Here is a 26,518-nt window from a genome sequence, read left to right on the forward strand (position 1 = left end):
CTTCTTCCCTAGACAAGAAGAATGATCAATCAAGGGCTGCGGCCATGATCAGCCGGGGTCGATACAAACCAACCCCAGGTTAAAGATCAAGCTAGCTGAGGTAAAGGACCGCGAGGGCTGTGGCGAGGCTGCCGAGCAGCAGCCGAAGTGCGCGTTCGGGCAGTCGTGGTTGCAGCCAGGCACCCAGATAGCCGCCGATGAGGCCGCCGGCCCCGCAGAGCAGGCCGAGGGTCCAGTGCGGTGCGATGTCGCCGTCCGTCGCGTGCGCGAGCAGGCCGTAGGTGGCGGCACCGACGATCGAGGTGAGGAACGTACTTGCCAACGCCGCAGGGGCAATGGTTGTCATCGGGGTGCCACGACCGGCGAGAAGAGGGCCGAGCAGGGAGCCGCCGCCGATGCCGTAGATGCCGCCGACGGTGCCGACCACCGCGCCGAGGCCGAGGATGGCGCGGCGGGTGAGCGGTTGCCGATCCGGAGTCCCAGAGCGTGTGGCGCGGGCGATCAGCCAGATGCCGAGGGGTAGCAGGACCGCGGCGACGACGAGTCGGAAGGCGCGTGGGCCGGGGATGGCGAAGACGCGGACGCAGGCGCCGATGACGACGCCGGGCAGGGTGCCGGCGAGGAGAAGCCGGATCAGCGGACCGGCCAGTTCGCCGGCTCGGCGGTAGCGCAGGAGCGCTCCGGGCCCGGCGACGATGTTGAACAGCAGATTGGTGGGGGTGACAGCCGGGCTCGGCACGTGTAGGAGGCTGAGCTGCACCGGAAGCAGGAACACGGCACCGGACACTCCTACCGGCGAGGTGATCAGAGAGATGAGCAGGCCTGCGGCGAATCCGAGGGCTCCGCTCTGCCAGGTCACCAGGATCCCTCAGCCATTGCCCGCGCCTGCGGTGATCCCGGCGACGACCCGACGGAACGTGAGCCGAACGGGCAGCATACGATCGATTTTCCTACCGAACGGATAGGATTTCAAATCCTCGGGTGAGCATCCTCGGAGGCAGACGGTGAGTGAAACACCTGTGTCGAAACAGTCGGTGCCACTGCGAAGGCTCGGCTTCCTGACCATCGGCCTGTTCGACGAGGCCGACCCTCGCACCGGCCACGAGGCGACACTCCAGCTCATCGAGTTGGGCGAGCAGCTTGGCTTCGACAGCACCTGGGTACGCCACCGTCACCTCCAGTACGGCATCTCCTCACCGATCGCCGTCCTGGCGGCGGCTTCACAGCGAACCCGGCACATCGAGCTCGGCACCGCGGTCATCCCGCTCGGCTGGGAGAACCCGCTGCGGCTGGCCGAGGACCTGGCCACGGTCGACATCCTCTCCGGCGGGCGCCTCAACCCCGGGGTGAGCGTGGGCCCGCCGATGCACTACGACCGGGTCCGCCGATCGCTGTACCCGGACACCGCCGAGGCGGAAGATTTCAGCTACACGCGGGTACGGCGCCTGCTCGACCTCGTTCGCGGTGAGCCGGCCAGCGACGTCGAGGGCTTCGAGGGTTTCGAGCAGTTCTCCCGCCGGGTGCAACCGCACTCCCCCGGCCTGGCTGCCCGGATGTGGTACGGCGCCGGCAGCCTCGGCTCCGCTCGCTGGGCCGGTGAGCAGGGCATGAACCTGCTCACCAGCAGCGTCGTCAAAGCCGAGGAGTCCACCGACTTCGCCGAGATCCAGCTCTCGCACATCCGGACGTTTCGCGCCCACCACCCGGACGGCGACCTGGCTCGTGTCTCGCAAGGGCTCGTCGTCATCCCCACCGACACCGCCACCCCGACCCAACGTGCCCGCTACGAGGAGTACGCACAACAACGCACGCCTCGAACGGCGTCACCCCAGGGGCCGGCCCGGATGATGTTCGCCCCCGACCTCGTCGGCCCGTCGGAGCTGATCGCCGAACGGCTGCTCGACAACGTCGCGTTCCGCGAGGTCGACGAGGTTGCGTTCGCCCTGCCCTTCACCTTCGCACCGGCCGACTACGCGCAGATCCTCACCGACATGGCGACCCGGCTCGGCCCCGTACTCGGGTGGCAGCCCAGCCGCTGACATGGGTCAGCCAGTTTGAGCGGCGTGCTCCAGGAACTGGCGTCGTCCCTGAACTCCCGCCGGACGGTCGGCGCTACCTGCCCTGGTGAGGTTGGTCCGCGCTGGTGGCCCGGGCTCGCCGCTCGCGCAGCCAGACCAGCACCACCATCGCGATGTTGACGGCGCCGAGGATCAGCAGGGTCGCGTCACCGGAGTCGGTGGACCGGTCGATCGCGTAGGGCTGACCGTCCGCCAGCACCGTGTTGACGATCCCGAACAGGACGTTGTTGGCGACGTGGAAGGCAACCGGCGCCTCGATGCCGCCACTGATGATGGCCATCAGGCCGGTGCTGATGCCGATGAACGTGTAGTAGCCGAAAAGCCAGGGGTCGGCCGACCCGTGGAGCACGGCGAAGCCCAGGCCGGAGACGACGAGCCCGACGCCCAGGCCTGGGCGCACCGCGCGCACCCAGGACGCGGCGGCGGGCAGCGCAGCGCTTCGGAACATCAGCTCCTCGCCGGTGGACTGCAGCGGCGTAGTCAGTACGGTTACCACCAGCACGCCGATGGTCGTGCCGGTGAGACCGAAGGCGGTCCAGCCCGGGGCATCGGGCGCAACCAGGGCCACGACACCGATCCCCACGCCCACCAGCAATGCCGCTCCGGTCAGGTAGTACGTCAGGCGGCGGGCGTCGAAGGCTCGGGGAAAGCTGATCAGGCTCCGCCACGGCACCTTGGCGATCCACACCAGAAGCAGGATCGCCAGAACGCCTGCCGCGCCGATGCTGATGTTGATGGCCAACAACTTCAACGGCGTGAGCGTCGCCGACATCGGGGCGTCGCTGCCCTCGATGACGCCCACGACCTGGTAGAGCACCACCTGAAGAACCAGCATCACCAGCGGCGGCACCAGGATGACCGCGAGCGGCTTCCACCAGCTCATGCGCAGGTGGGCGCCGAAGGGCCGGGAGTTGTCGACGGCCGTCCCGGTTCGTTCCGACGTCAGGAGGCGCGAGCGTCCCGCGTCGGAGGGGCCTGGATGTTCCGTCCCTTTCCAGGGTCCGTCGGATCGTGCGGTGTTCATGCGGAGAGTCCTTTCCACAAATGCTGGACGTCCCATTGCAGCGCGCACCGCGTACGACGGGCAGTGCCACCGTGTCACCACCGCACCGTGACATTCCGACGTACACGACCCGCTCGTCGGGCCGGTACCGCACCGGTCGGCCCGCCGGTTACAGCCAGTCGTGTTCGCGGGCGTAGCGGGCCGCTTCGTGGCGGGTCCGGGTCTGGGTCTTGCGCATCGCGTTGGAGAGGTAGTTGCGTACCGTGCCCGGGGCGAGGTGGAGCCGAGCGGCGATGTCGGCGACCGAGTAGCCCTCGCCGGTGACCCGCAGGACGTCGGCCTCACGGTCGGTGAGGGGGTTGTCCTCGGTGACCGCGAGCGCGGACACGTCCGGGTCGATCCAGCGTTTGCCCGCGTGCAGGGTGGCGATGACCGAGGAGATGTGCGCCGGCTCGGCGGATTTGCTGACGAAGCCCTGGACACCGAGCTTCAACGCCTTGCGCAGCACACCCGGACGGGCGTGCCGGGTCAGCATGAGGACCACCTGCTCCGGGCGCGTGCGGCGGATCACGGCGACCGCGCCCAGCCCGTCCAGGCCCGGCATCTCCAGGTCGATGACAAGCACGTCGGGCTCGTGCCGAAGGGTGGCCTCGACGGCCGTCTCGCCGTCGGATGCCTCGGCGAGGACGGAGATGTCGCCCTCCATCGGCAGTAGCGCGGCCAGAGCCGTACGCAGCAGCGCCTCGTCGTCGGCGAGCACGATTGTGGTCATCGGCCGTCCTTCCCGGGAGCCACGCCGGCTCGGGCGGGTGGGAAGACCGCTGCGGTCAGGAACCTCTCGTCCTCCTGTTCCACGGTCAGCTCACCTCCGTCGCCCGCCACCCGTTGTCGGAGTGCCGCCAGCCCCCGCAGCTCCGGGGGTGCGGTGGCAGTCACCCCGTCGTTGACGATGGTGATGCTCGACTCGGAGAGGGTGATCTGCACCTGTCTGGCCTGCGCGTGCCGCAGGATGTTCGTGGTCGTCTCCCGCAGCACCTGACCGAGCAGTTCGCTGACGCGGGCATCGACCTCGGCCTCCCGGGTCACCCGCACCCGGATGCCGGCGGCCTCGAAGAGGTTCTTCGCGTTCTCGATCTCCGCGGTCAGGTTGAGCCGCCGTTGCGCGTAGGCCAGCTCCTTGGTCTGCGCGATGGTGTCGCTGACGAGCGCGTACGTCTCCCGTAGCTCCTTGTCCGCAGCAGCGGTGTCGCGGAGCAGCAGCCGCTGGGCCAGGGCGATCTTCAGCTTGACCACGTGCAGGGTGTGGCCCTGGATGTCGTGCAGGTCGCTGGCGAACCGGACGCGTTCCCGGACCACGGCCAGCTCCGCCTCGCGTTCCCGAGTCTGTTCGAGCTCCCGGATGAGGTCGAAGAACCGCTCGCCCAAGACGGTGAAGACCGTCACGACGATGGTGAGGACGGTCGGGACGAGAACGAAGGTGAGCAGGACGTGGCCGACGTCGTCCCGCTGCACCAGCAGCCGCACCGCGCCGACGGCCGCGACGTAGGTGAACAGCCCGGTCAGCGCCAGCTTCCGGTGCCGTCGCACTTCGCGCAGGGCAAGCGAACCTACAGCGCAGAACCCCCAGTAGGCGTTGGGGCTGCCGATCAGCAGGACCCCGAGCGGCCAGACCACCGCCGCCACGACCAGGCAGGGCAGCGCGACCCTGGCGAGGTCGTTGGCCGTCCACCGTTCGAAGGCCACCACGCCCGCCACGGCTCCCGGCGCCAACACGACGACGTGCCACCAGGTACGCGCGTCGGTGTAGAGCAGGACCACCGCAGCGAACACCACGGGTGGTAGTGACGTGACGAGGTTGAGCCGGCGCAGCCTTCCCTGCGTCGACTCGGTGAAGCGCGGCGATCTCGCGGTCACCAGACCAGTATCGGGCAGTGAGATGCCACGGCCAGTGACACCACGTCACATGCGGTGATGACATGGCGCCACTGACCGGACGGCCGTGCGCGGGCTGTCATTGGCCCATGTCCACCACACCCGTCATCGAAGTCGAACGGCTGAATCTCACCTACGGCGACTTCCACGCCGTGAAGGACCTCTCGTTGGAGGTACGACCCGGAGAGCTGTACGCGCTGCTGGGCACCAATGGAGCCGGGAAGACCTCGACCCTGGAGGTGGTCGAGGGGCACCGGCAGCCGACCTCGGGCACGGTTCGCGTCTTCGGGCACCGGCCCGACGACCGGCGGGCGGTCCGTCCCCGGATGGGCGTCATGCTCCAGGAGAGCGGATTCTCCCCGGACCTCACCGTCCGTGAGTCCGTCGGCCTGGTCGGGCGGCTGACCCGGCGCACCGACGACGTCGACCGGGTGCTCGACGTGGTCGACCTCACCGGGCGGGCCGGCCGCAAGGTGTCCCAGCTGTCCGGCGGGGAGAAGCGCCGACTGGACTTCGCCACCGCGATCTACGGCACCCCGGAGCTGATCTTCCTGGACGAGCCGACCACCGGCCTCGACATCCAGTCCCGCGACGCCGTCTGGGCGACCGTGGACCGGCTGCGGGAGAACGGCGCCACCATCGTGCTCACCACGCACTACCTGGAGGAGGCGCAGCAGCGCGCCGACCGGATCGGGCTCATGCACGAGGGCACCCTGCACCGCGAGGGCACCGTCTCCGAACTGACCCACACTCTCCCCGGCATGATCCGCTTCACCCTCGTCGCGCCGGTGCCGCCGCTGCCGCTGCCGGCCGCCGTCGACGCCGACGGGAAGGTCACGGTCGAGTCCTTCGAGATGCAGAAGGACCTGCACCTCCTGCTCGGCTGGGCGCAGGACCACGCCGTGGAACTGCGCGACCTGGCGGCGGGGCCGACCCGGCTCGACGACGTCTTCCGCGCCATCAGCAACTGATCCGCGCTTTCCAGAGGAGCCCCGACGTGTTGTCCATCGCCTCGAGCGAACTGATCCAGATCTTCCGCAATCGCCTGGTGCTGATCACCAGCCTCATCATCCCGGTCGTGGTCTGCGTGTTCTTCGTCCGCCAGCACGAGACGTACGCGGCCCTCGGGAGCCTCGGCTACATCGCCGCGATCGTGCTGTTCACCGTGGCCGCCTTCGGCCTCTACGCCACCGCCGTCACCACCCTGGCCTCCCGCCGTCAGAATCTCTTCCTCAAGCGGCTGCGCTCCACCGCCGAGGGCGACGCCGGCATCATCGCCGGCCTGCTGCTGCCCGTACTCGTCCTCTCCGTGGTGCAGGTGACCGCGATCCTGACCGCTCTGGCCGTGGTGGCCGGAGGGCCGTCAAACGTCGCCCTGCTGGTGGTGGCGATCCTCGCGACCCTGGCCATGATGATCGGTCTGGCCCTGGCCACCGCGGGGCTGACGAACTCTCCCGAGCACGCGCAGGTCACCACCCTGCCCGTCACCCTCGGTGTGATCGCCATGGCCAGCTGGGTCGGCATCTCCGGCACCGAGAACCTCGCGTTCCTCAAGCGGCTGCTGCCCGGCGGAGCTGCTACCGAACTGACCATGAACGCGTGGAACGGCGGCGTCGCCGTGACCGACTCCCTGCCGCTGCTCGCGCCCACTCTCGGCTGGGTCGTCATCGCCGTCGCGCTCGCCACCCGACTCTTCCGCTGGGAGCCCCGCCGATGAGCAGCGCACCCCGGTCCGACACCCCGACCCTCGCGGAAGACCTGCTCCTGCTCCTGTTCCAACCCAGGTCCGGCACCATCGCGGGAGAGAACACCCTCTTCTACGTACTCGGCGGAGCCGTCCTCGCGGACCTCGCCCTCGGCGAGCACCTGACCACGGCGACCACGGGGCAGGTCAGCAGCGTGACAGGTCACCCGCCGTCGGACGACCTCCTGCGCCGGGCATGGGACTACCTCGCCGAGAAACCGCGGGGCGTGCAGACGGCGCTGGCGGCGATCGGTCCCGCCCTGCGCGAGCCGGTCCTGCGGCGGCTCGTCGCACGCGGTGACATCGACCAGGAGTCCCGCAAGGTGCTCGGCCTCTTCCGGACGACGGCCCTGCGCGACGGCCGCACCGAACGACGGGCTCGCCTGCTCGCCGACGTACGGCAGGTCCTCGTGGACGGCGCGGAGCCGTCGGCCCGGGTCGCCGCGCTCGCGGCGCTGCTCTCGGCGAGCGGGACGCTCCCGCAGTTCCACCGCGAGATCCCGTGGACCTCTGCGGTGATCAGCCGAGCCAAGCAACTCGAGCAGGGCGACTGGGGCGCCGACGCCGCGGCGGCAGCGGTGACCCGCACCGTGACGGCCACTGTCGTCAGCAGCGCCATCGTGGCCATCACCGTACTTCCCCGCAGCTAGCACGTGCGGTCTCCCCTTGGCATGGACGGCGTCGTCGGTAGCGACGATGCCGGGCTCACCCGCAGCTCGGGGTTGTTTCACCATTCGTGGGGTACGCCCGTCTCGCCGCGCCTGCGCCGTCGGATCAGCCGTACGGGTCGGTGCGAGCCGTCGTACACGCCGGGAGGCCGGTACCGGATGGATCAGCGAGAGGCGGGCGGCCGCTCTCGGGCTGGCCGCCTCGTGGAACTGCGGGTGCACGGGGTGTCCGCCATCGGCCCGGCTGAACTGTTGGACCAACCACACGTGCGGCAGGTGGCGGGTGATCACAGGGGTGGCTTCTACCGACCCCGGCTGGCGATTCACGAGGGCGGCGACGCAGACGGGGTGACGCTGGAGGCCTACCGCTGGAACAATCTGCCCGCTGGAAACGCGGTGCGAACGCTGTCGATGGTGATCCTGCTGCCTTTTATGCTGATCAACCTCGCCATCTGGATGCGTCCGGCCGGAATCGGCGGCGACCCGCTGATCAAGGCTCTCTGCCGGTTGCTGGCGCTCACCCTGACCGGGATGTACGTGCTGAGCATGGTGGGGATCGCGCTGGACGTGATCGCGTGGAAGTGCATGTCCGCACCGGAGTGCCTGGCCGGACGCAGTTGGCTCTCCTGGCTCGGGGGACGCCCGGCCGGACTGCGCCTGGCGGTGCTCGCGCTGGTGCCGGTGGCCGCGATCGGCCTCGTATGGGCGATCACCGCTCGCCCGGCACTCCCGCTCCACGTACCCCGTTCGGCCGGCCAGCCCCCTCCGGCACCCCGGCTCACCGCCATCGGCCGGTGGGACAACGAGCCGATCGTCGGTCGACTGCGCTCGATCCACGTCGCGGCGGCGTTCGCCACGCTGGACCTCAGCCTACTCGGCGCCCGGGCCGCCCAGGGCTTCTCGATCCGCACCATCGCGCTGGCGGCAGGCACCGGACTCCTGCTGGTCACGTGCGCGGCCCTGCTCTGCACGCCACCCCTGTCCGCGCGTGCGGAACGGCGGCTCGACCGGCTGGTAAGCGCGCTGCGCGCGATCGCCCTCGGCCTGACCGGGCTGGTCTGGATCCACGTTCTGGCCAGTTCCGCCTCCTGGCCGGAGAGGAACGGGCTACCCGGCTACAACCTGACAGTCGTCGGTTTGTACATCGGTCAGGCGGTGCTGCTGCTCGCTCTGGGAGTGGCGTTGTTCTGGCATCGGAATCGCCAGCCGGACGCCGCGCCCTCGCTGTGGTTCGGTGCCCTGGCGGCGTCCGTCACCGCGATCAGTCTGGCGCTCACGTTCTCCGCCGAACTGGTCTACCGGGTGTCCGACATCCTGAACCGGGGCGCACCGACTGCGGAGGGGCTGATCACCAGCCCCCCACGGGCCTGCGTCTGGGCGATCCTCGGCTTCGCCCTGGCGGTGCTGCTGACGGTCGTCGTCGCCGGCGTGATATCACTGGCGTCCCGCCCGGGACGGATCCGTGCCGCGTCGGCGATCGTCGCTGACGACTTCCCGGACGCACCGCCCGATGCCGCACCCCGGTTGCGGCAGGTGCGCAGAACCATCGCCCATGCCCGGTTCACCGAGAGGCTCGTGCCGATCGCGGTGCTCTACGCCGGCCTTGCCGGGATCGGCATGGCAGCGGTGGCGCTCGGCCTGCTGCCGACGTCCCCCCGCGAACTGATCCAACGTTACGTGGGCCTGCCGGTCAGCTTCGTCAACTTCGCCATCGGCGCCGGCAGCTATCTGATCGCCGCCATCTTTCTCGGCCTGGTCCTGGGCGGGATCTTCGCCTACCGCACCCCGGGATTTCGCCGGTACGTGGGCGTGCTGTGGGACCTGGGCACCTTCTGGCCCCGAGCCGCGCACCCGTTCGCGCCGCCGTGCTACGCCGAACGGGCCGTCCCCGAACTGACCTGCCGGATCACCTACCTCGTCGACTCCGGCAACGCGGTGGTGCTCAGCGGACACAGCCACGGCTCCGTCCTGCTCGCCGCGACCGTTCTCCAACTGCCACCACGGGTCACCGACCGAATCGCCCTGCTGACCCACGGCTCGCCACTGCGCCGGTTGTACGCCCGCCTCTTCCCGTCGTACGTCAGCGACGAGGTGATCGGCGAGATCGCCGAACGGGTCGACTGGCGGTGGGTGAACCTGTGGCGGGACACCGACCCCATCGGCGGCCGCGTCTTCCCGCCCCAGCAAGCGAACGAGGTGCCCGACGCGTCCGATCGAACCTCACCGGTGGACCGACGGCTTCGCGACCCGCACGGCGTCACGCCGTCGACCGGAGACATCTTCCCGCCCCCGATCAGGGGACACAGCCCGTGTGAGGCCGACCGGACGTTCGATGAGGCGGTGCGTGACCTCGGCACCCGGCTGGGCAGGGTGACGAACACCCAGTCATAGCAACGGTGACCCTTCGCCGGCTGTCCACCGGCTCCAGGTCGGGCAACGTCAACTCGCTCGCCGCTGACGTCCGCAGGAGTTTCGGCATCTATCTGATGTGCAACGACGCCTCGGACCATCGGCACTGATCGCCGGCGTACATACGCCGTCATCGGTGTACCGCCGGGCGCGGCGGGTTGTCCGCCGCGCCGAGCGGGGCTGCGGCGACAGCACCAAGGCGGCCCTGCTGGCCCAGGAGAACGATCCGTCGCCGCTGAACGCACAAGGTGCCCCGGCCGCGAGCCCGACGCCGAGCAGGAGGTCAGTCCTCGTCGTCCTTCTTCTTGTCGTCCTTCTTCTTGTCGCGATCCGTGGCCAGGTCGAGCGCGAGGACGCTGCCGATGATGAGCAGCGGGTCGACGCCAGGACTGACCTGCACGGCGTAGGTGTCCCGAATCGTCAGCCACCGCTTGGAGACCGCAGCCACCTCGGTCCCGTCGCGTTCGATCACGTACTCGTGGTCGAGCAGATCACCCTTCATCTCCAGGTCGTCGGGCCCCGGCACGTCGATGGTGAACCTGTCGCGGAAAGGCGTGAACAGCTTCTTGCGGACTTCCGCGGCCTTCTCGCCGCCGATCCGGATCTCGTAGGTGGGGCGCAGCGCCACCAGGTGCCGGTGCAACGTGGCGACCTCATGGCCGGAGGCGTCCTCGATGACGACCTTGTTGCGGACGCTGAGCACCTTGCCGTCGACGTGGAAGACCTTGGTGCCGTGCTCGTCGAGCACGTCGAAGTCGTCGCCGATCGAGAAGAACCGCTCCTTGATGACAAACATCATTCGATTCTCCTCCACCGCCCGGGGCAGTGCAGGCCGGGCGACTCGATGGGGGTCCAAATGGACGTTCCACTCGACGGCCTTGCTGGGAGACGCTGTGAGCACGTTGTCGAGGGCGTCGATCGGTGAATCCCTTGTGGAAGAAGGGCTACGCTGGCCGGACCAGGACGACCGCCCCGACCAGGAGGCAAGATGGAACCGCTGGACCTGGCAACCGTCGCCGTCGGGGCGCTGACCGCCCTTTCCACCGGCGTGGCCGGTGGGCAGCGCAGCGGCCTCTCGCCGGGGCAGACCGGGTGACCCAGGTGATCCGGCACCGGTTCGCTGGCGATCCGGGCACGCTGGACGCCCTCGACGAGGTGACCACCGCGCCGACGCAGGCCGCCGAAGATCGGCTGACGCTGCGGCTGACCCGGCAGATCACCGCCGACCCGGAGTTCGCTGCGGCGCTGCGGGATGCGCTTGCCGAGGCCGGCCCGACGATCATCCAGGCGAACGAGAGCGGCGCGGTCGCGGGCCGCGACGTGCGCGTCTCCGGCCGGTACGCCGCCGGCCGGGACCTGCACATCGGTGGCCCGGACGCCGGCTAGCTCCAGTCGCTCAGGAAGGCAGCGAGGCGGCGGGTGCGCTGGACGACCACCACAGCGGCGCTGTTCATCGACGGTCGAGCAGTCGCGTCGCCGCGTCCTCCAGCACTGGGTTTCCCAACCGTCGGGCGTTCTCGATCAGCCGCTGCAGGGAGAACCGGGCCGCCGGACCGGGTGCCTGGGCCTGGGCCAACGGCCCAGCAGGTAGAGAAATTCGGCGACGATGTCGGCGGTCTGCCAGGACTGGGGTCCGGGGGCTGCGTACAGGACACCGTCGGGGAAGCGGTCACGGAGGCGGTGGGCCACCCGGACGGCTAACGCCGACTTGCCGATCCCGCCCGGTCCGGAGAGATTCACCACCACCGGGTCCGGCCGCGTACTCGCCCCTGATGCGGATGTCCCGTCCAGCGCTCGCGCCGGAGCCGTAACTGTCCATCTCGGACATCAGGTTCGTCCCCTCGGCCAGCGTTCTGCGGCGCCTCCGGCCATGGTCGAATCTGCGTCACGGTTCCTTGCCCCAACAACGGCCGCGGGGCTGATGCTGGCGCCGCTCGGCGGACCTCCCGCACCGAGGCCCGGTTGGCTCGGTGCCTGGCCGGTGCTCACCGCGGAGGTCGGCTGGACCTGGCGGATCCACGTCCCGGGCACCGCATTCGCCCGTTCCCAGCTATGCCGTTCGGCGGAGAAACCGGACCGCCGCGCGGCCAACGGTGCGGCGCGCAGAGCATCGTCACCGCGCCGATTGCGGTCCGGGCCACGCCGGATCGAGTCGCCGGTGGCGAGCGTCGCCTGGCCGATTTGCGTTTTACTGGGGGATTGACTCGGATGCTACCCGGGTGCCCCGATGACCCGCTCATTAAGGCCAACTTTCCTAATTGATCGGTCACGCACCCAAAACTTACCAACGTGTTTCCACGGTTGACCCTCATGGATGGCCACTGCTAGAGTCGATTCGAATTTATCTATGTGATCTTGTACGGTCGAATCTGGTTTCGCCGCTCGACGCGGCTGCGATCGAGTGCGAGGCAGCGAGGCTCGCCGCATCTAAGCAGGTAGATACATTACGGGGAATATATGAATACTGCTTCACTCTTAGCCGACGGGCCGGTCCCTCCGGACGGCCCGTGGGTGGACGACCTCCTGGCCGGCCCCGACAACGAGTGCTGGCTGATCCTCGACCAGTCGGTCACCTGGGCAATCCTGCGCAACCTGGTGACGGAACGCCAGACCCACCTGCACGCCGCCGGGCTTCGCGCCGGCGGGACGGTGGCGCTCCGCCTGCCACCTTCGCCGGCGGGCATCACCACGATGCTGGCTGCCTGGCGAGCCGGCGCCCAGGTCACGCTCCTCGATCACCGCCTGGCCGCTGCCGCGATCCCCCTGGCGCTGTCCCGGCTCAAGACGTCGCCGCACGTCGGTCCGGTCGACCCGTCCCGGTGGGCGCACGACTGGCCGCGCACCCCGGACGCCGGCACGTTGGACGCGGCGAACAGCCCGCTCGCCATCAGCGGCCGGCTGGACCCACAGGTCTCCATCGGTGGCCTGACGGCCGACCTGACCGTGCTGGCCGGCTTACCCGTGGCCACCAGCACGGTCGTGCTGTCCGACAAGGTCGTCATGGCCTACGTGACCGTCCTCGGCGACCGACCGGCCGAGGAGATCCAGACGGACCTCGGCGAGCGCCCAGCCGCTTACAAGCGGCCCCGTTCGCTGCATATTCGGGGCAATCTTCCCCGCACCGCCAACGGCAAATTCGTCCGGAATCCAGTCGTATTGCGCGGCGTCGCACGGGACGCCGCTATTCGCTGACGGGCTCGGGCAGCGCACGCTCCGAGTTAGCCGAAGGTTCACCGAAAACGGTGCGCCGGATCAAGCGGTCGCGCCATGCCAACCGAAGGGAATTCGCATGCCTGCCGACGTATTCGCGTTTCTTGTCGACGCGCTCAAGAACATGAACTATGACATCTCCTCGGTGACCCGGGAAACGGCGTTGGGAGCCAAAGGTCTGGGATTGGAGTCCCTGGCGGTCGCCGAGGTCTCCATTCAGGTGGAGGACGCCTACGGCGTGCAGTTCGACGAGGACGAGGCCGAGCGGCTGGCCATGATGACCGTGGGTGACCTGGCAGATGAGATCACAACGCGCATGGAGCAGAAATGACCGCTGCCGCGTCTCCGGACCGGCAAGACCCGACGAAATTCTGCCCCAACTGTCCATTGTGGACATGCCCGCCTGCCTGCTCCGACAGTCGCTGGACGGACAGGCGTGCTGCTAGCGAGGCATCCGGCCGTGCTGACGAACGCCCACACGACATCTCCCAGGGAGCCGAGACATGGACGTCAAGAGAATGCGGGCCGAGCTCGCCGCGGATCCGGCGCTGGGCACCGGCAACCTGCTGACCACGTTGATCGCGCGTGGTGAAGGGCTGGACGACCCGGCGCTGACCTTCGACACTCCGGTGGACGACCATCCGTCCTGGCAGCCCATGTCGCTCAACGAGCTGGAGCATCGGGTCACCGCCCGAGCCGCCGAGCTGCACCGGCTGGGCATCAGGCCGCGGGATCCGGTGGCGGTCTACGTCCGCGCCGCGGCTGACCAGGCGCTGAGTTTCCTCGCGCTGGCCCGGATCGGCGCCGTCCCGGCCCTGATCAACGGCAACCTCGACAGTGGTCTCGCCGCCGAGTACATCCGGAAGCGGCTGGCCTCTCCCGTGGTCATCACCGACGCGGCGCACAAGCAGGCACTGCGCGACGAAGGGCTCGCCAGCCAGTGGATGGTCGATGTCGCGACACTCGGCGCCGGCGACCCGCGGCTGGCGCCACCGCCGTTCCAGCACCACCCGGACGATCCGGTCGTCATCACCCACTCGTCCGGGACCACCGGTCTGCCCAAGGCGGTGGCCCACTCGCACCACAGCCTCTTCGCGGCCGTACGGCACCGCCTGACCCTGCCGAAGGCGGCGGCGCTGGACCGGATGCTGGTGATCCTGCCGCCCGGGCACGCGGCCATGGTGATCGCGCTCAGCGTGGCGTTGTGCAATCACGTTGAGCTGGCGCTGTGCTCGCGGCAGAACGGCGCGTACGTCCTCGACATGATCGAGATGTGGCGCCCGATCAGCGTGCTCGGCTTCTCGGCGACGTGGTCGGATCTGGCCGGCGTCGACCTCGCCACCCGGGACCTCAGCTCGGTCCAGGCCTGGTGGAACACCGGGGACTGCGCGCACGAGCCGCACATCCGTCACCTCGTCGGCGCCGGCCGGCGGTACGTGATGACGAGCGAAGGCGTGACCCAGAAGCCCGGTTCGGTCTTCATCGACGGGCTCGGCTCCTCGGAGATGGGTCACTCGCAGTTCTTCATCACGCACACCCCGGACACCGACCGGTACCGGCGTTGCATCGGCCGGCCGCACGTCTACACCGACGCCGTGGTGTACGACGACGAAGCCCGCGAGCTACCGGTCGGGCAGGTCGGTCAACTCGGCATCAAGGCACCCACCCTCTCGCTCGGCTACTGGAACGACTCGGAGCTGACCTACCGGACCCGCCGCAACGGCTACTTCCTCACCGGGGACCTGGTCTTCCGGAACGAGGCGGGCTACTTCTTCCACGTCGACCGGCTCGTCGACGCGGTCGACATCGGCGACGGCAACTGGGTGTACACCGCCCTCGCCGAGGAGCGCGTCCTGGCCGCCTGCCCGGAGGTGCTCGACTGCACGGTGGTGGCCGTCGGCGAACCCGGCGACGTCCGTACGGTGATTCTGCTGACGCTGCGTGACGGCGGTGAGCCGGAGCCGGACCTGGTGGCGAAGGTGACCGAGGCGCTCGAACCCGCGGTGGCGGCGACCGTGGCAGGCGTACTGACGGCCGACGACGGCGTGCTGCCGTTCGGCGCCACCGGCAAGGTGCGCAAGGCGTTGCTGCGCGACCGGCTTCTGAGCGGGGAACTGCTCGGCGTGACCGCAGCGGTGGCGCGGTGATGAGCGCCCGTCCCGTCATCACCGGCATCGGATTGTTCACCCCGGTGGGTCGTGCCGTCGATACGGTGTGGGATGCCGTCTGCTCCGGCAGGTCCGGCATCCGGCAGGTGCCCGCCGACCATCGGCTCGCCCCGGCCATCGGCTACGCCGGCTTCGCGCCGGAGATCGAGGCGTCCGAGGTGTTGCCCCCCGCCGAGGGCCGGCTCGTCGACCGGTTCGTGCTGATGGCTCTCGCCGCCGCCGCGGACGCGATGGCCGACGCCCGGCTGACCGTCGGCACCGACGTGGATCCCGACCGGGTGGCCGTGGTCGTCAGCAGCGGTGCGGGCGGGCTGGACATCTTCGAGGAGCAGAGCCACGCGTACGCAGCCCGCGGCCGTACCGCGGTGAGTCCGTACATGCTGCCGGGATTCCTGGGGAACATGGCGGCGGCCCGCATCGCCATCCAGTACGGAGCGCACGGCTTCAGCTCCGCCATGTCGACGGCGTGCTCGGCCGGCGCACACGCGATAGTGGAGGCGTTCCGCCTGATCGCACACGGGGACGCCGACGTGGTCATCTGCGGAGCGTCCGAGGCGCCACTGAACCCGACCGGCTCGCTGAGCTTCCGGCACGGTCACGCGCTGGCGACGCGATGGGCGGATCCCACCGCCGCGAGCCGTCCCTTCGACGTGCGCCGCAACGGTTTCGTGCTCGCCGAGGGCGCGGGCATCCTGGTCGTCGAGCGAGCCAGCGACGTGGATGCCCGGGGCGCGGCGGGATACGCCGACCTGCTGGGCTGGGGTGTCACGACCGACGCGTACCGGCCGACGACGCCCCTCCCGGACGGCACCTGCGCGGCCAAGGCGATAGCGGCGGCCCTACGTCGCGCCGACCTCCCACCCGGCGAGGTCGACTACGTCAACGCGCACGGAACCAGCACCAAGCTGGGTGACGTGGCCGAGGTCAAGGCGCTACGCAGGGTCTTCGGCACGGTACCGCCGGCGGTCAGCAGCACCAAGTCGGTGACCGGTCACCTGCTCGGCGGATCAGGTGCGGTGGAGGCCGCGATCACGGCGCTGGCCGTGTCCCGGGGCGTGCTGCCGCCGACGTACAACCTGGACGAGGTCGACCCCGAGTGCGAGGCGGACCACGTACGGAAGCAGCCGCGCACCGGCCGGGTGCGCAACGCGATATCGAACTCCTTCGCCTTCGGCGGCCACAACGTGAGCCTGCTCATGGGTGAGGCCAGCACACGCCGTCGTCGTACCGCGGTGACCGACGGCTGAACCGCGGCACACCCGACATCGCGAAGAGGAGCCAGCAATGCAGATCAACGACATCGACCACATCGAATTCTATGTCGGTGATGCCCAGCAATCGGCCTTCTACTGGTGCACTGCCTTCGGGTTCCAACTGTGCGGCCAGGCCGGGCCGGAGACCGGCCTCGCGGACCAGCGATCGCTGCTGCTGCGCCAGGGCGACGCGCAGTTCCTGCTCACCTCGGGCCTGACCCCCGCCCACCCGGCGGCTCGCTACGTCGCCAGGCACGGCGACGGCGTGGCGAACATCGCCTTCGCGACGCCGGACGCCGGCCGGACATTCGAGGAGGCCGTCGCCCGTGGGGCGAGAGCCGTCGAGCCGTTGTCCACTGCCGTCGACGACGAGGCACGGGTGGTGACCGCGACCGTCGCCGGTTTCGGCGACGTCCATCACCGCCTCGTCGAGCGGCACGGCTCGGAGCGCGCCTTCCTTCCGGGGGTCATGGACATCCTCACGTCTGAGCCGGAGCCCCGTGAACAGCACTTCTCCGTGGTCGACCACGCGGCGGTGTGCCTTCGGGCCGGAGACCTCGGGCGGACCGTCCAGTACTACCGTGACGTGTTCGGCTTTCGCCAGATCTTCGAGGAGCTCATCGAGGTCGGCACCCAGGCCATGGACTCCAAGGTCGTACAGAACGACGCGGGGACCGTGACGTTCACCCTGATCGAGCCGGTGCCCGGACACCGGCCGGGCCAGATCGACCGGTTCCTGGATCAGCACCAGGGCGCGGGCGTGCAGCATCTGGCGTTGCTGACCGGCGACATCGTGGCCGCGGTGAGCGACCTCAACGTCCGCGGCGTCCAGTTCCTGAGCACGCCGGCCAGCTACTACCACTCCATCGAGGAACGCCTCGGCCGGACCGACGTCCCCGTCGAGCGGCTGCGGGCCACCAACGTGCTGGTCGACCGGGACCACTGGGGCGAGCTGTTCCAGATTTTCACCAAGCCCGTGCACGTGCGGGGCACCTACTTCACCGAGCTCGTCGACCGGCACGGCGCCCGCTCGTTCGGCAGCAACAACATCAAGGCACTGTACGAGGCCGTCGCCCAGGACACCGAGGTGAGCGCGTGACCCCCGGCGACGACACGACCCGGCGTCGCCAGGCGGACGGCCTTTCCGACTACTCCGACCCGGAGTACTGCCCGGCGATCCGGCGCGGCTGACCGTCCACCATGGCCAGGAGACTACTGACCGCCTCGTCCGTCCGGACGGGCCTCAACATCGCGTCCTGGATAGCGCCGGCGCTCGCCGGCCACGGCGCGTACGTCACCTTCTGCAAGACCTGGAAACGGGCGAACCTGCGGGTCACCGAACAGGAGGTGCACGCGTCGGCCATCCGGGACGTCGTCGAGGTCGGGGGCAAGCGGGTCGTCACGTACCGCTGGGGCGACGGCGTGAAGCCGGTCCTGCTGCTGCACGGGTGGCGCTCGCGGGCGTCACGGTTCGCTTCCTTCGTACCCCGGCTGCTCGACCACGGGTACAGCCCGCTGAGTTTCGACGCTCCCGGCCACGGCCACTCGGGCGGCGAGGCCACCACCGTGGCGGAGTACGGCCGCATCATCGAGGAGGTGCAGAGGCGCTTCGGAACCTTCGAGGCGATCGTCGCCCACTCGTACGGCGTGCCGTGCGCCCTGCTGGCCGTACGCAACGGCGTGCGAACGCGAAGACTCGTGGCCATCAGCGGGGTCGCGGACCTCGGATTCCTGGTCGACGAGTTCCACCGGCGGCTGGGGGTGAACGAACGGGTCGTGCGCCGCCTGCACCGGCGCGTCCAGCAGGAAGTCTTCTCCGCCGAGCAGGGCGGCGGGCAGCAGTCGCCCGGCGCGCGAGCCGAGGCCGACGTCCCGATGCTCGTGATCCACGACCGCTCGGACACCACGGTCGGAATGGATCACGCCAACCGGCTCATCGCCGACTACGCCGGTCCGGCCCGGCTGCTCGTCACCGACCGGCTGGGCCACCAGCGCATTCTCATCACCCGTGAGGTGGTGCAGGCGGTGGTCCAGTTCGTGGACGAGGCACCGAGCCGAGCGTCGCTGGCTCTGGCTCCCGAAGCCGACGACTGATCGTCTCCGGAAAGGACATCGTGCACTTCTCGGATCCCCTGACCAGCACTGTCGCCGACGAACTGGCGCGGTGTGGTGTCACCGACGTGGTCGCCTCGCCCGGACTGCACTCCGGAGTGCTCGCAAACGCCGTCCACCAGTGCCCGGGCATGCGGCTGCACGTACGCATCGACGAACGGTCCGCGGCCTTCCTCGCTCTGGGGCTCGCCCGGGCGAGCGGCCGCCCCGCCGCCGTGGTGTGCACGTCGGGGACGGCGGCAGCCAACCTGCATCCCGCCGTGCTGGAGGCTCGGCACAGCCGCGTGCCGCTGGTCGTCATCACCACCGATCGACTGCCCGCGCTGCGCGACACGGGCGCCAACCAGGCGACCGACCAGGTACGGCTGTACGGAACGGCGACGCCCCACTACACCGAACTGCACACCGAGCCACCCACCGCGGCCACGGTGCGGTACTGGCGGTCGGCAGTGTCCCGGGCCCTCGGCAGCTGCGCCCACGGGCCGGTGCATCTCAACATCGGCCTGCACGAGCCGTACGACGCACCGGCCCCACTGCCGGACGAGGCGGCCCTCCTGGCGTCGGCGCGCCCACCGGGGGAACCCTGGACCCGGGTCCGGCGTGCTCCGGAGCCACCGCGCACACTGGACGTGCCCGCCCGCGGGGTGATCATCGTCGGCGACGGCGCGAGCGATCCGCACGCCGCCGTCACCTTCGCCGAGGAGGCCGGATGGCCGTTGCTCGCCGAGCCGCAGAGCGGTGCGCGCTACGGTGCCAACGCCATCCGGACGTACGGCGACCTGCTCAGCCATCGGGAGTTCCGCAAGAGGGCCGAGCCGGACATGGTGATCACGATGGGGCGGCCCGGCGTCCACCTCGCGGTTCTCGACTACCTCGGTCAGGCCCGCGACCACCTCGTCGTCGATCCGTCCGCCGACTGGGCCGACCCCACCCGCGGCGCCACCGAGGTGCTGTCCCGGCTCGGTACGCCGAGGCTGCGTGACCAGGATCCGGATTGGCTGCGCCGGTGGCAGGACGCCGACAAGGCCGCCGCTGGCGCGCTCGACGTCATGCTGGACCGTACCGATCTCAACGAGCCGCGCATCGCCCGCGACCTGGTGGCGGCGATTCCGGACGGGTCGCTGCTCTTCGCCGGCTCCAGCATGCCGATTCGCGATCTGGAACAGACCATGCGACCGCGTCAGGACGTCCGGATCCTCGCCAACCGAGGACTCAGCGGCATCGACGGAGCGGTGTCCAGTGCGATCGGTGCCGCGCTGGCCCACCAGGCGCAGGGCGGCGGCCGAGCCTACGCGCTGCTCGGCGACCTGTCGCTGCTGCACGACCAGAACGGACTCGTCACCGGCCTCGGCTCACCGCGGCCGGACCTCACCATCGTCGTGGTCAACAACAACGGCGGCGGCATCTTCTCGCTGCTCCCGGTGCGGCGGCCGATCGACGACTTCGAGGTGCTCTTCGGTACGCCGCACGGCGTCTCCTTCGAACACGTGGCCGCCGCGTCTGGCTGGCCGTACACGCGGGTCGCCGGCACGGCCGATCTGCTCGCGGTGCTCGACCAGCCCGGTCCCCGGCTGATCGAGGTGGTCACCGATCGCCGGGACAACGCCTCGCTGCACCGCCGCCTCACGGTGGCCGTCATGGCCGCCGTCGGAGCGGCCCTGTGAGCGGAACTCCCACTCCACGTCTGCCCGCTGGGGGGAAATGATGTCGACCTTCCACGCTCAACCGGACCACACCGTGGCGGCGGCCCCGCCACGGGTACGACCGAGTGACGCCACGCTGCTACAGAGCCTGCTCTCCGGGGCGTGGCTGGGCCAGGCCTGCTACACGGTCGCGAAGCTCGGCATCGCCGACCTGCTGGCGGACGGTCCGGAGACCGCGCCGAACCTGGCCGCGCGGTGCGGCGCCGATCCGGACGCGCTGCTGCGCCTGCTGCGGGCGCTGGCTTCCGTCGGACTCTTCACCCAGCGGGGACGCGAGACGTTCGAGCTCACCGGCGCTGGCTCGCTGTTGCGGAGCGACGTGCCCGAGTCCGCCCGGGCCAGCGCCGTCATGCTGGGCGAGGAGGTGTTCCGCGCCTTCGCCGAACTGCCGCACGCGGTCCGGACCGGCACCCCGGCCTTCGACCAGGCGTACGGGCAGCCCATGTACAGCTACCTCGCCACTCACCCCGAGGTCGCCCGCACGTTCCACGCCGCCCTTGGCAGCCATCGGACGGTACCCGCCGCCCTGTCCCGGTGTGACGTCGGCGGGGCCCGCACCGTGGTCGATGTCGGTGGCGGCGACGGCGCGCTGCTCGCCGCCCTCCTCGCCGGCCGGCCGGAGACCCGCGGCGTCCTGCTCGAGCAGCCCGAGGCGATCCGGCAGGCGCGCACCCGCTTCGCCGAGGCCGGTGTCGCGGACCGGGTGACACTGGTGGAGGGCAGCTTCTTCGACCGGGTGCCCGGCGATGGCGATCTCTACCTGCTGGCGCGCTGCCTGCACAACTGGAGCGACGACAAGGCCGTCGCCATCCTGCGGACCGTACGCGAGGCGATGCGACCCGGAGCGCGCCTGGTGGTGCTGGAGAAGGTGGTCCCGGACGGCCCCGGACCGAGCCAGGCCAAGATCTTCGATCTGCTCATGCTGGCCATGGTGGAGGGACGCAACCGGACCGACGGGGAGTACCGGGAGCTGATCGGCCGCAGCGGCTTCGATGTGGTGGCCGTACACCCCGCGTCCCGGCACGATCCGCGGGCCGAGAGCGCGATCGAGGCCGTCGCGGCGTGAGACCCGCAGCAGTCGCTGTTCTGCACGCGTTGCGCCGGCCGGCTGGGGCTGGTGACGGCCGAGCTGCACGCGGATCGCGGGCTGCGCGGTCGTCGTCGCGGTTCGGGCACTCAGCACGGTCCTCACGAAACGATGGGATGACTCATGCCGGAGATCAACGCTGTGCCCGATGCCGGACGAGCGGCACTGTCCGACGCGATCCGCAATGCCGCTGTCCGCGCGGCAGCGGTGATCCGGGCCGCGCAGTCTCCAGACGCCGCAGTTCCCGGGCTGAGCTGGACCGCCGGTGAGACCGCGGCGCACCTGGTGAACGAGTTCGTCGACTACACCGCGTACGCGCAGGGACGGAACAACCCCGTCGGAGGCGACCACCCGTCGCGGCGCAACGCCGAGGCGAACGCCGCGCAGTTGCGTACCGATCTCGATCGTGACCTCGCCTCGCTGGCCGATCGGCTGCTGCCGGCGGTGACGGGATTCCTGGCCGTGGAACCGCCGGCGCAACCGCTGGTCGTCAGCAACGGCCTCGCGTTGAGCTGGTGGACGATGGGCTCGGCGCTGCTCGGCGAACTGGTCGTGCACGGGCTGGACATCGCGCGGGCGAGCGGACAGCCGTGGCGCATCGACCGGTCGGACGCGCTGCTGGTGCTCGACGGCGTACTGACGATGATGCCGCGATACCTGAACCGGAAACGCGCTGCGAACGTCCGCGCGAGTATCGAGATCAGGCTGCGTGGCGGCCCGCGCTATCTGGTGGGAATCGACCACGGGACCGCGGTGATCGGCAGGTCGACCGCGCAGGCCAGGCCGGACTGCTGGGTCTCCGCCGACCCCGCCGCGTTCCTCGAGGTCGGCTTCGGTCGCACCGGCCAGTGGAGCCAGATCGCCCGCGGCAGACTGCTGGCCGGCGGTCGCAAGCCCTGGCTCGCCACCGCCGTCGGCACCCTGTTCACCAGACCCTGAGCACCCGCGCCGGTCACCAGCACCACGATTGATCGATCATCAAGGGCTCACCAGCCTGGCACCACCCCACCCGGGCACGGCAGACGTCTGCGGCCGCCCAGCGGCATGACCTGCACGAAAAGGCCGGCCATTGCGCGGACCGTCCGCCGTTTTGACCGCTTGACGGTGATTGCCCGCCCGCTGGAACTTTCGGGCCGTGGCGACCGACCAACGAGCAGAAGCAACCATCGGAGGACGAACTGATGCGTACTACCGGCCCTTTCGGCTCACCGCGACGCTCGATCGTCGCCCTGGCTGCCGCTGGCGAAGCGTCGACGACCGAACCGCACGCGTGCGGTCGTGTCACTTCATTGATTCAGAGGTCAAGGTCAACACGTGTCCGACACAGATTCCCGGCAGCTCGCCTCCGACGATCCTGATAACACCCGGACCACCTTCGAGGCGCCGGCGACCTCCGCGGGACAGTCCCGAAACGCGCACCGCGTGGCACCCGGGGCGTACCCCTGGTTGGGCTCTGCCGCCGTCGGTGCCGGTGGCCTCGCTCTGCTGCTGCTCGGCCTGCGGGTCGGCGGTGCCCTCACCGCCGCGATACCCGGCCTGCCGGACGCGGGACCGGCAACGACATGGGCCCTACCGGTCATCCGGCTGCTCTCGAACGGCCTCGGCACCCTCACCGTCGGCATGGCGGTGGCCGCCGCGTTTCTGCTGCCCGGCGACGGACGCAGCGTCTCGCCCCACGGCTACCTGCTCCTGCGGCGAGCGAGCCTCGCCGCGCTCGGATGGACGATCGCGGCACTGACGCTGACTGTACTGACGGTCTCCGACCTGCTCGGGCAACCTCTGGGGACGCTCAAGCCCGCGACCGTGGTCAGTTTCGCCACCACGATCTCGCAAGGCCAGTCACTGATGTTGCAGGCCGGGCTCGCCCTGACCGTGGCGCTGCTGGCACGCGTCGGGGTGTCCCGAGGGCTCGCCGCGACGGTCTCGATCCTGGCGCTGGTCGCCGTGCTTCCGCCGGCTTTCACCGGTCACGCCGCCGGAGCGGGAAATCATCAGGTCGCAGTGACCAGCCTGGCCCTGCACGTCCTTGCCGCCGCAGTGTGGGTCGGTGGGCTCGTCGCCCTGCTGATGGTGCGGCGCAGCCGCCTGTTGGTCGAGGCCGCCGCCCGGTACAGCCGCCTCGCCCTGGGCTGCTTCGTCGCCGTGACGGTGAGCGGGCTGGCCAACGCCGCCGTACGCCTCGGGACGTTCGACCAACTCTGGCAGTCCCGCTACGGCTGGCTGATCCTCGGCAAGGTCGCCGCCCTGCTGATCCTCAATGCGCTCGGCGCGGTACACCGCTCCCGCACCCTGCCGGCGATGCGCACCGGACGGCGGTGGGCGTTCGGCCGACTGGCCACCGGGGAGCTGATCGTGTTCGCCGCCACCGTGGGGCTGGCAGTGGCGCTCTCGCGCAGCCCCACCCCCGTCGCCGAAGCCGGCATCGACTTCGACCCGATCACCGAACTGCTCGGCTTCCCGATGCCCGCGGCGCCCAGCGCGGGACGCCTCCTCGGACAGCCACTGCCGGACATGTTCTTCCTGACCCTCAGTGTCCTCGGCATCGGCGGGTACCTGGCCGGCGTACGACGGATGCACGTCGCGGGCCACGGGTGGCCCGTCGCCCGGACGGCGAGCTGGCTCGGCGGCATCCTGCTGCTGGCGGCGGCCACCGACCTCGGCGTCGCCCGCTACGCCTACGTGCTGTTCAGCGCCCACATGGCCCAGCACATGGTGCTGTCGATGCTGGTGCCGATCCTGCTGGTCGGCGGCGCCCCGGTCACCCTCGCCCTACGCGCCCTGCGCCGACCAGCCGACCCGCAGGTACGTGGTGCCCGGGAGTGGCTGCTGATCCTGATCCACAGCCGCGTCACGAGAGTGCTCACGCACCCGCTCGTCGCGCTCGGCATCTACACCGCCAGCCTGTTCGGCCTCTACTTCAGCAACCTGCTCGGGGTGCTGATGCGCTCCCACCTCGGACACCTCGCGATGCTCGCCCACTTCGTCGTCGCCGGCTATCTGCTGTTCTGGGTGCTCATCGGCGTCGACCCCGGCCGCCGACGCCTCCCCCATCCGCTGCTGGTGATCATCCATCTGGCGTCGATGATGGCGCACGGCTTCTTCGGCCTGATCCTCATGCAGACCACCACCCTCATCGCCCCCGACTGGTATGTCGCTGTGCACCCCGCCTGGGCATCGTCGCTGCTGACCGACCAGAAGCTCGGCGCCGGCATCGCCTGGGCGTTCGGCGAACTGCCCGCCGTCGTCGTCATGATCGTCCTCATTCGGCAGTGGATCCGCGCCGATCAACGCGAGCAGGCCCGCGTGGACCGGGCCGCCGACCGGGCCGACGCCACCGGCGAGGAGGACGACCTCGCCCGCTACAACGCGTTCCTCTCCGCGGCAGGGCAGGCCGACAGCGGTCCACGGCGCACGACCAGGCCCGACCAGCGCTGACCCCGGTACCCATCCTGGTCCGCCACATTCCCTGGAACCGCAGGGCCCGTTCGGCCGACTACCTCACGAGGCCGGAGCTGACGCGACGAACCACCGGGCGACCATGCCAGCAGGAGGAACACCCCCTGGGTGCTTCTCGCCAATTCCGATCGGACGACCATGTCTCTCACCGAACTGTCCGGCGCGCCTACGCCGGAACCCACCACAGACACCGAAACACCAGTTCGACCGGCCCGGCGTACGTCGCCGTTCGGCGCGCTGCTGCTCCGGCTGCACTTCTACGCCGGCATCCTCGTCGCCCCCTTCCTCGTGGTCGCCGCACTGACGGGGCTGGCCTACACCACCACCCCGCAGCTGGACCAGATTCTCTACGGCGACCAACTGACCGTCGCCCAGGTGGGCGACCGTCCGCTGCCGCTTGCGGGGCAGATCGGAGCGGCGCGCAACGCGCATCCCGACGGCAGCATCGCCATCGTGCAGCCCGGCGCCGGTGACCAGAGCACCCGTGTGACGTTCTCCCTGCCGGAGCTCGGCGAGAAGCAGCACACCGTCTACGTCGACCCGTACACGGCGCAGGTCAAGGGCCAACTGACCACGTGGTTCGGTTCCACCCCGGCCACCACCTGGCTGGACGACCTGCACCGCAACCTGCACCTGGGCGTGGTGGGTCGGCACTACTCCGAACTGGCCGCGAGCTGGCTGTGGGTGATCGCGCTCGGCGGCGTCATCCTCTGGTGGCGCCGCCGCAGCGCCAACCGGGCCACCGCCCGACACCTGCTCGTGCCGGACCTGTCCGCCGGCAAGGGCGTCCGTCGCACCCGGGGTTGGCACGCCACCACCGGCATCTGGCTCACCGTCGGCCTGCTGTTCCTCTCGGCCACCGGACTGACCTGGTCCCGCTACGCCGGGGCGAACTTCGGCGCCGGCCTCGACGCGCTCCAGGCCCGCGCTCCGGAAATCTCCACCAGCCTCACCACCGATCCGGCCGTACCAGCCGCGACCGAAGGCGGCCACGCGCACGGTGCCGCCGCAGCGGGCGGAGTCGTCGTGTCAGCAACCTTCGACCAGGTGTCGACGGCCGCCCGCGCCGCGGGTCTCTCCGGCCCGGTCGAGATCGCCCCGGCGGCGGAGCCGGGCTCCGCCTGGACCGTTACGCAGGTCGACAACACCTGGCCCATCGCCAAGGACCGGGTCGCCGTCGACCCCGCCACGGGTACGATCACCGCCCGCAGCGACTTCGCCGACTGGCCCCTGCTGGCCCAACTCAGCGGCCTCGGCATCCAGGCCCACATGGGCATCCTCTTCGGACCGGTCAACCAGATCCTGCTCGCCGCGCTCGCCCTCGGGCTGCTCTGCGTCATCGTCTGGGGTTACCGCATGTGGTGGCAACGCCGACCCACCCGCACCGACCGGCGCGCCCTCGCCGGCACCCCACCGGCCCGCGGCGGCGTCCGGAGCCTGCCGCTCTGGTCACTGCTGATCGGCGTACCAGTGGTCGCGGCGATCGGTTGGGCGCTGCCGCTGTTCGGGCTCACCCTGCTGGCGTTCCTCGTCATCGACGTCGTAGCGGGCGCGGTGTCGCGGCGGCGTCCCGCTGCGGTCCCCACCTCCCCCGCGCCGGCCGGAAGCTGAACCACTGGCGGGGTTCGGCCGCTCGTCCGGCGGATGGGCGGCCGAACCCCGCGCGTGCGGCGTCGGGTATCCGCGCAGACGCCC

At 70.1% G+C, this 26,518-nt stretch carries 22 protein-coding genes; 17 read left to right on the forward strand and 5 right to left on the reverse strand.

Features of this window, described 5'->3' with window-relative positions; all coding sequences use genetic code 11:
• Positions 1 to 91: 91 nt before the first annotated feature.
• The gene (locus ABZU91_RS29020) at positions 92 to 859 is read right to left on the reverse strand and encodes a sulfite exporter TauE/SafE family protein (RefSeq protein WP_355247187.1); all 768 of its coding nucleotides are present in this window, start codon (positions 857 to 859) and stop codon (positions 92 to 94) included.
• Positions 860 to 1,034: 175 nt separating this feature from the next.
• Here ABZU91_RS29020 and ABZU91_RS29025 point away from each other — a divergent pair, with 175 nt between their 5' ends.
• A complete protein-coding gene (locus ABZU91_RS29025) occupies positions 1,035 to 2,039 on the forward strand; it encodes an LLM class flavin-dependent oxidoreductase (protein ID WP_355247190.1) in 1,005 nt (334 codons plus the stop codon).
• Between the two features lie 73 nt (positions 2,040 to 2,112).
• On the opposite strand, the gene ABZU91_RS29030 is transcribed toward ABZU91_RS29025, so the two are convergent.
• From ABZU91_RS29030 to ABZU91_RS29040, 3 genes are all read right to left on the reverse strand, one after another.
• Entirely contained in the window at positions 2,113 to 3,180 is a 1,068-nt protein-coding gene (locus tag ABZU91_RS29030) for a type II CAAX endopeptidase family protein (RefSeq protein WP_355247193.1), read from the reverse strand.
• Between the two features lie 70 nt (positions 3,181 to 3,250).
• Positions 3,251 to 3,853 (reverse strand): response regulator transcription factor, encoded by a 603-nt coding sequence (locus tag ABZU91_RS29035; protein WP_355247196.1) that lies wholly within the window; start codon positions 3,851 to 3,853, stop codon positions 3,251 to 3,253.
• Positions 3,850 to 4,995: a histidine kinase gene (locus ABZU91_RS29040; RefSeq protein ID WP_355247198.1), complete on the reverse strand. Its 1,146-nt coding sequence runs from the start codon at positions 4,993 to 4,995 to the stop codon at positions 3,850 to 3,852. Before ABZU91_RS29040 ends, ABZU91_RS29035 begins: the two co-directional genes overlap by 4 nt.
• 107 nt (positions 4,996 to 5,102) lie before the next feature.
• Between ABZU91_RS29040 and ABZU91_RS29045 the strand changes: the two genes are divergently transcribed.
• From ABZU91_RS29045 to ABZU91_RS29060, 4 genes are all read left to right on the forward strand, one after another.
• Complete coding sequence (locus ABZU91_RS29045) at positions 5,103 to 5,984, forward strand: ABC transporter ATP-binding protein (RefSeq protein WP_355247201.1); 882 nt, start codon at positions 5,103 to 5,105, stop codon at positions 5,982 to 5,984.
• 26 nt (positions 5,985 to 6,010) lie between these two features.
• The gene (locus ABZU91_RS29050; protein ID WP_355247204.1) at positions 6,011 to 6,730 is read left to right on the forward strand and encodes an ABC transporter permease; all 720 of its coding nucleotides are present in this window, start codon (positions 6,011 to 6,013) and stop codon (positions 6,728 to 6,730) included.
• Complete coding sequence (locus ABZU91_RS29055; protein ID WP_355247206.1) at positions 6,727 to 7,407, forward strand: GPP34 family phosphoprotein; 681 nt, start codon at positions 6,727 to 6,729, stop codon at positions 7,405 to 7,407. Before ABZU91_RS29050 ends, ABZU91_RS29055 begins: the two co-directional genes overlap by 4 nt.
• Positions 7,408 to 7,584: 177 nt before the next feature.
• Positions 7,585 to 9,816: a hypothetical protein gene (locus ABZU91_RS29060; RefSeq protein ID WP_355247208.1), complete on the forward strand. Its 2,232-nt coding sequence runs from the start codon at positions 7,585 to 7,587 to the stop codon at positions 9,814 to 9,816.
• A 301-nt stretch (positions 9,817 to 10,117) separates the two neighbouring features.
• Here the strand turns inward: ABZU91_RS29060 and ABZU91_RS29065 are convergent, their stop codons facing one another.
• A complete protein-coding gene (locus ABZU91_RS29065) occupies positions 10,118 to 10,633 on the reverse strand; it encodes an LURP-one-related family protein (RefSeq protein ID WP_355247211.1) in 516 nt (171 codons plus the stop codon).
• Between the two features lie 293 nt (positions 10,634 to 10,926).
• Between ABZU91_RS29065 and ABZU91_RS29070 the strand changes: the two genes are divergently transcribed.
• From ABZU91_RS29070 to ABZU91_RS29125, 12 genes are all read left to right on the forward strand, one after another.
• Positions 10,927 to 11,220 carry a hypothetical protein gene (locus ABZU91_RS29070; protein ID WP_355247214.1) on the forward strand — a complete coding sequence of 98 codons (294 nt, stop codon included), beginning with the start codon at positions 10,927 to 10,929 and terminating at the stop codon, positions 11,218 to 11,220.
• Between the two features lie 1,125 nt (positions 11,221 to 12,345).
• A complete protein-coding gene (locus ABZU91_RS29075) occupies positions 12,346 to 13,026 on the forward strand; it encodes an AMP-binding protein (protein WP_355247217.1) in 681 nt (226 codons plus the stop codon).
• Positions 13,027 to 13,123: 97 nt separating this feature from the next.
• On the forward strand, positions 13,124 to 13,375 hold the full coding sequence (locus ABZU91_RS29080; protein ID WP_355247220.1) for a phosphopantetheine-binding protein: 252 nt from the start codon (positions 13,124 to 13,126) through the stop codon (positions 13,373 to 13,375).
• 172 nt (positions 13,376 to 13,547) lie between these two features.
• Positions 13,548 to 15,191 carry a class I adenylate-forming enzyme family protein gene (locus ABZU91_RS29085; RefSeq protein ID WP_355247223.1) on the forward strand — a complete coding sequence of 548 codons (1,644 nt, stop codon included), beginning with the start codon at positions 13,548 to 13,550 and terminating at the stop codon, positions 15,189 to 15,191.
• Complete coding sequence (locus ABZU91_RS29090; protein WP_355247226.1) at positions 15,191 to 16,459, forward strand: beta-ketoacyl-[acyl-carrier-protein] synthase family protein; 1,269 nt, start codon at positions 15,191 to 15,193, stop codon at positions 16,457 to 16,459. The genes ABZU91_RS29085 and ABZU91_RS29090 overlap by 1 nt, the downstream gene beginning before the upstream one ends.
• Before the next feature lie 37 nt (positions 16,460 to 16,496).
• A complete protein-coding gene (hppD, locus tag ABZU91_RS29095; protein ID WP_355247229.1) occupies positions 16,497 to 17,564 on the forward strand; it encodes a 4-hydroxyphenylpyruvate dioxygenase in 1,068 nt (355 codons plus the stop codon).
• Between the two features lie 101 nt (positions 17,565 to 17,665).
• Entirely contained in the window at positions 17,666 to 18,559 is an 894-nt protein-coding gene (locus ABZU91_RS29100) for an alpha/beta hydrolase (protein ID WP_355247232.1), read from the forward strand.
• 20 nt (positions 18,560 to 18,579) lie between these two features.
• Positions 18,580 to 20,241: a 2-succinyl-5-enolpyruvyl-6-hydroxy-3-cyclohexene-1-carboxylic-acid synthase gene (menD, locus tag ABZU91_RS29105; RefSeq protein ID WP_355247235.1), complete on the forward strand. Its 1,662-nt coding sequence runs from the start codon at positions 18,580 to 18,582 to the stop codon at positions 20,239 to 20,241.
• 40 nt (positions 20,242 to 20,281) lie between these two features.
• The gene (locus ABZU91_RS29110; RefSeq protein ID WP_355247238.1) at positions 20,282 to 21,346 is read left to right on the forward strand and encodes a methyltransferase; all 1,065 of its coding nucleotides are present in this window, start codon (positions 20,282 to 20,284) and stop codon (positions 21,344 to 21,346) included.
• 144 nt (positions 21,347 to 21,490) lie between these two features.
• Positions 21,491 to 22,306, forward strand: a complete 816-nt coding sequence (locus tag ABZU91_RS29115) for a maleylpyruvate isomerase N-terminal domain-containing protein (protein WP_355247241.1) — start codon at positions 21,491 to 21,493, stop codon at positions 22,304 to 22,306.
• A gap of 483 nt (positions 22,307 to 22,789) precedes the next feature.
• Positions 22,790 to 24,802 (forward strand): cytochrome c oxidase assembly protein, encoded by a 2,013-nt coding sequence (locus ABZU91_RS29120; protein ID WP_355247333.1) that lies wholly within the window; start codon positions 22,790 to 22,792, stop codon positions 24,800 to 24,802.
• Positions 24,803 to 24,961: 159 nt separating this feature from the next.
• A complete protein-coding gene (locus tag ABZU91_RS29125) occupies positions 24,962 to 26,434 on the forward strand; it encodes a PepSY domain-containing protein (protein WP_355247244.1) in 1,473 nt (490 codons plus the stop codon).
• Positions 26,435 to 26,518: the final 84 nt, after the last annotated feature.

Origin of the sequence: Micromonospora sp. NPDC005174, from assembly GCF_040608495.1 — a bacterium.
Lineage (GTDB): Bacteria > Actinomycetota > Actinomycetes > Mycobacteriales > Micromonosporaceae > Micromonospora.

Coding starts and splice junctions, on each gene's coding strand:
- ABZU91_RS29035 (WP_355247196.1), bottom strand. CDS start 3,853: ATGACCACAATCGTGCTCGCCGACGACGAGGCGCTGCTGCGTACGGCT.
- ABZU91_RS29045 (WP_355247201.1), top strand. CDS start 5,103: ATGTCCACCACACCCGTCATCGAAGTCGAACGGCTGAATCTCACCTAC.
- ABZU91_RS29055 (WP_355247206.1), top strand. CDS start 6,727: ATGAGCAGCGCACCCCGGTCCGACACCCCGACCCTCGCGGAAGACCTG.
- ABZU91_RS29060 (WP_355247208.1), top strand. CDS start 7,585: ATGGATCAGCGAGAGGCGGGCGGCCGCTCTCGGGCTGGCCGCCTCGTG.
- ABZU91_RS29065 (WP_355247211.1), bottom strand. CDS start 10,633: ATGATGTTTGTCATCAAGGAGCGGTTCTTCTCGATCGGCGACGACTTC.
- ABZU91_RS29080 (WP_355247220.1), top strand. CDS start 13,124: ATGCCTGCCGACGTATTCGCGTTTCTTGTCGACGCGCTCAAGAACATG.
- ABZU91_RS29085 (WP_355247223.1), top strand. CDS start 13,548: ATGGACGTCAAGAGAATGCGGGCCGAGCTCGCCGCGGATCCGGCGCTG.
- ABZU91_RS29090 (WP_355247226.1), top strand. CDS start 15,191: ATGAGCGCCCGTCCCGTCATCACCGGCATCGGATTGTTCACCCCGGTG.
- hppD (WP_355247229.1), top strand. CDS start 16,497: ATGCAGATCAACGACATCGACCACATCGAATTCTATGTCGGTGATGCC.
- ABZU91_RS29100 (WP_355247232.1), top strand. CDS start 17,666: ATGGCCAGGAGACTACTGACCGCCTCGTCCGTCCGGACGGGCCTCAAC.
- ABZU91_RS29110 (WP_355247238.1), top strand. CDS start 20,282: ATGTCGACCTTCCACGCTCAACCGGACCACACCGTGGCGGCGGCCCCG.
- ABZU91_RS29115 (WP_355247241.1), top strand. CDS start 21,491: ATGCCGGAGATCAACGCTGTGCCCGATGCCGGACGAGCGGCACTGTCC.
- ABZU91_RS29125 (WP_355247244.1), top strand. CDS start 24,962: ATGTCTCTCACCGAACTGTCCGGCGCGCCTACGCCGGAACCCACCACA.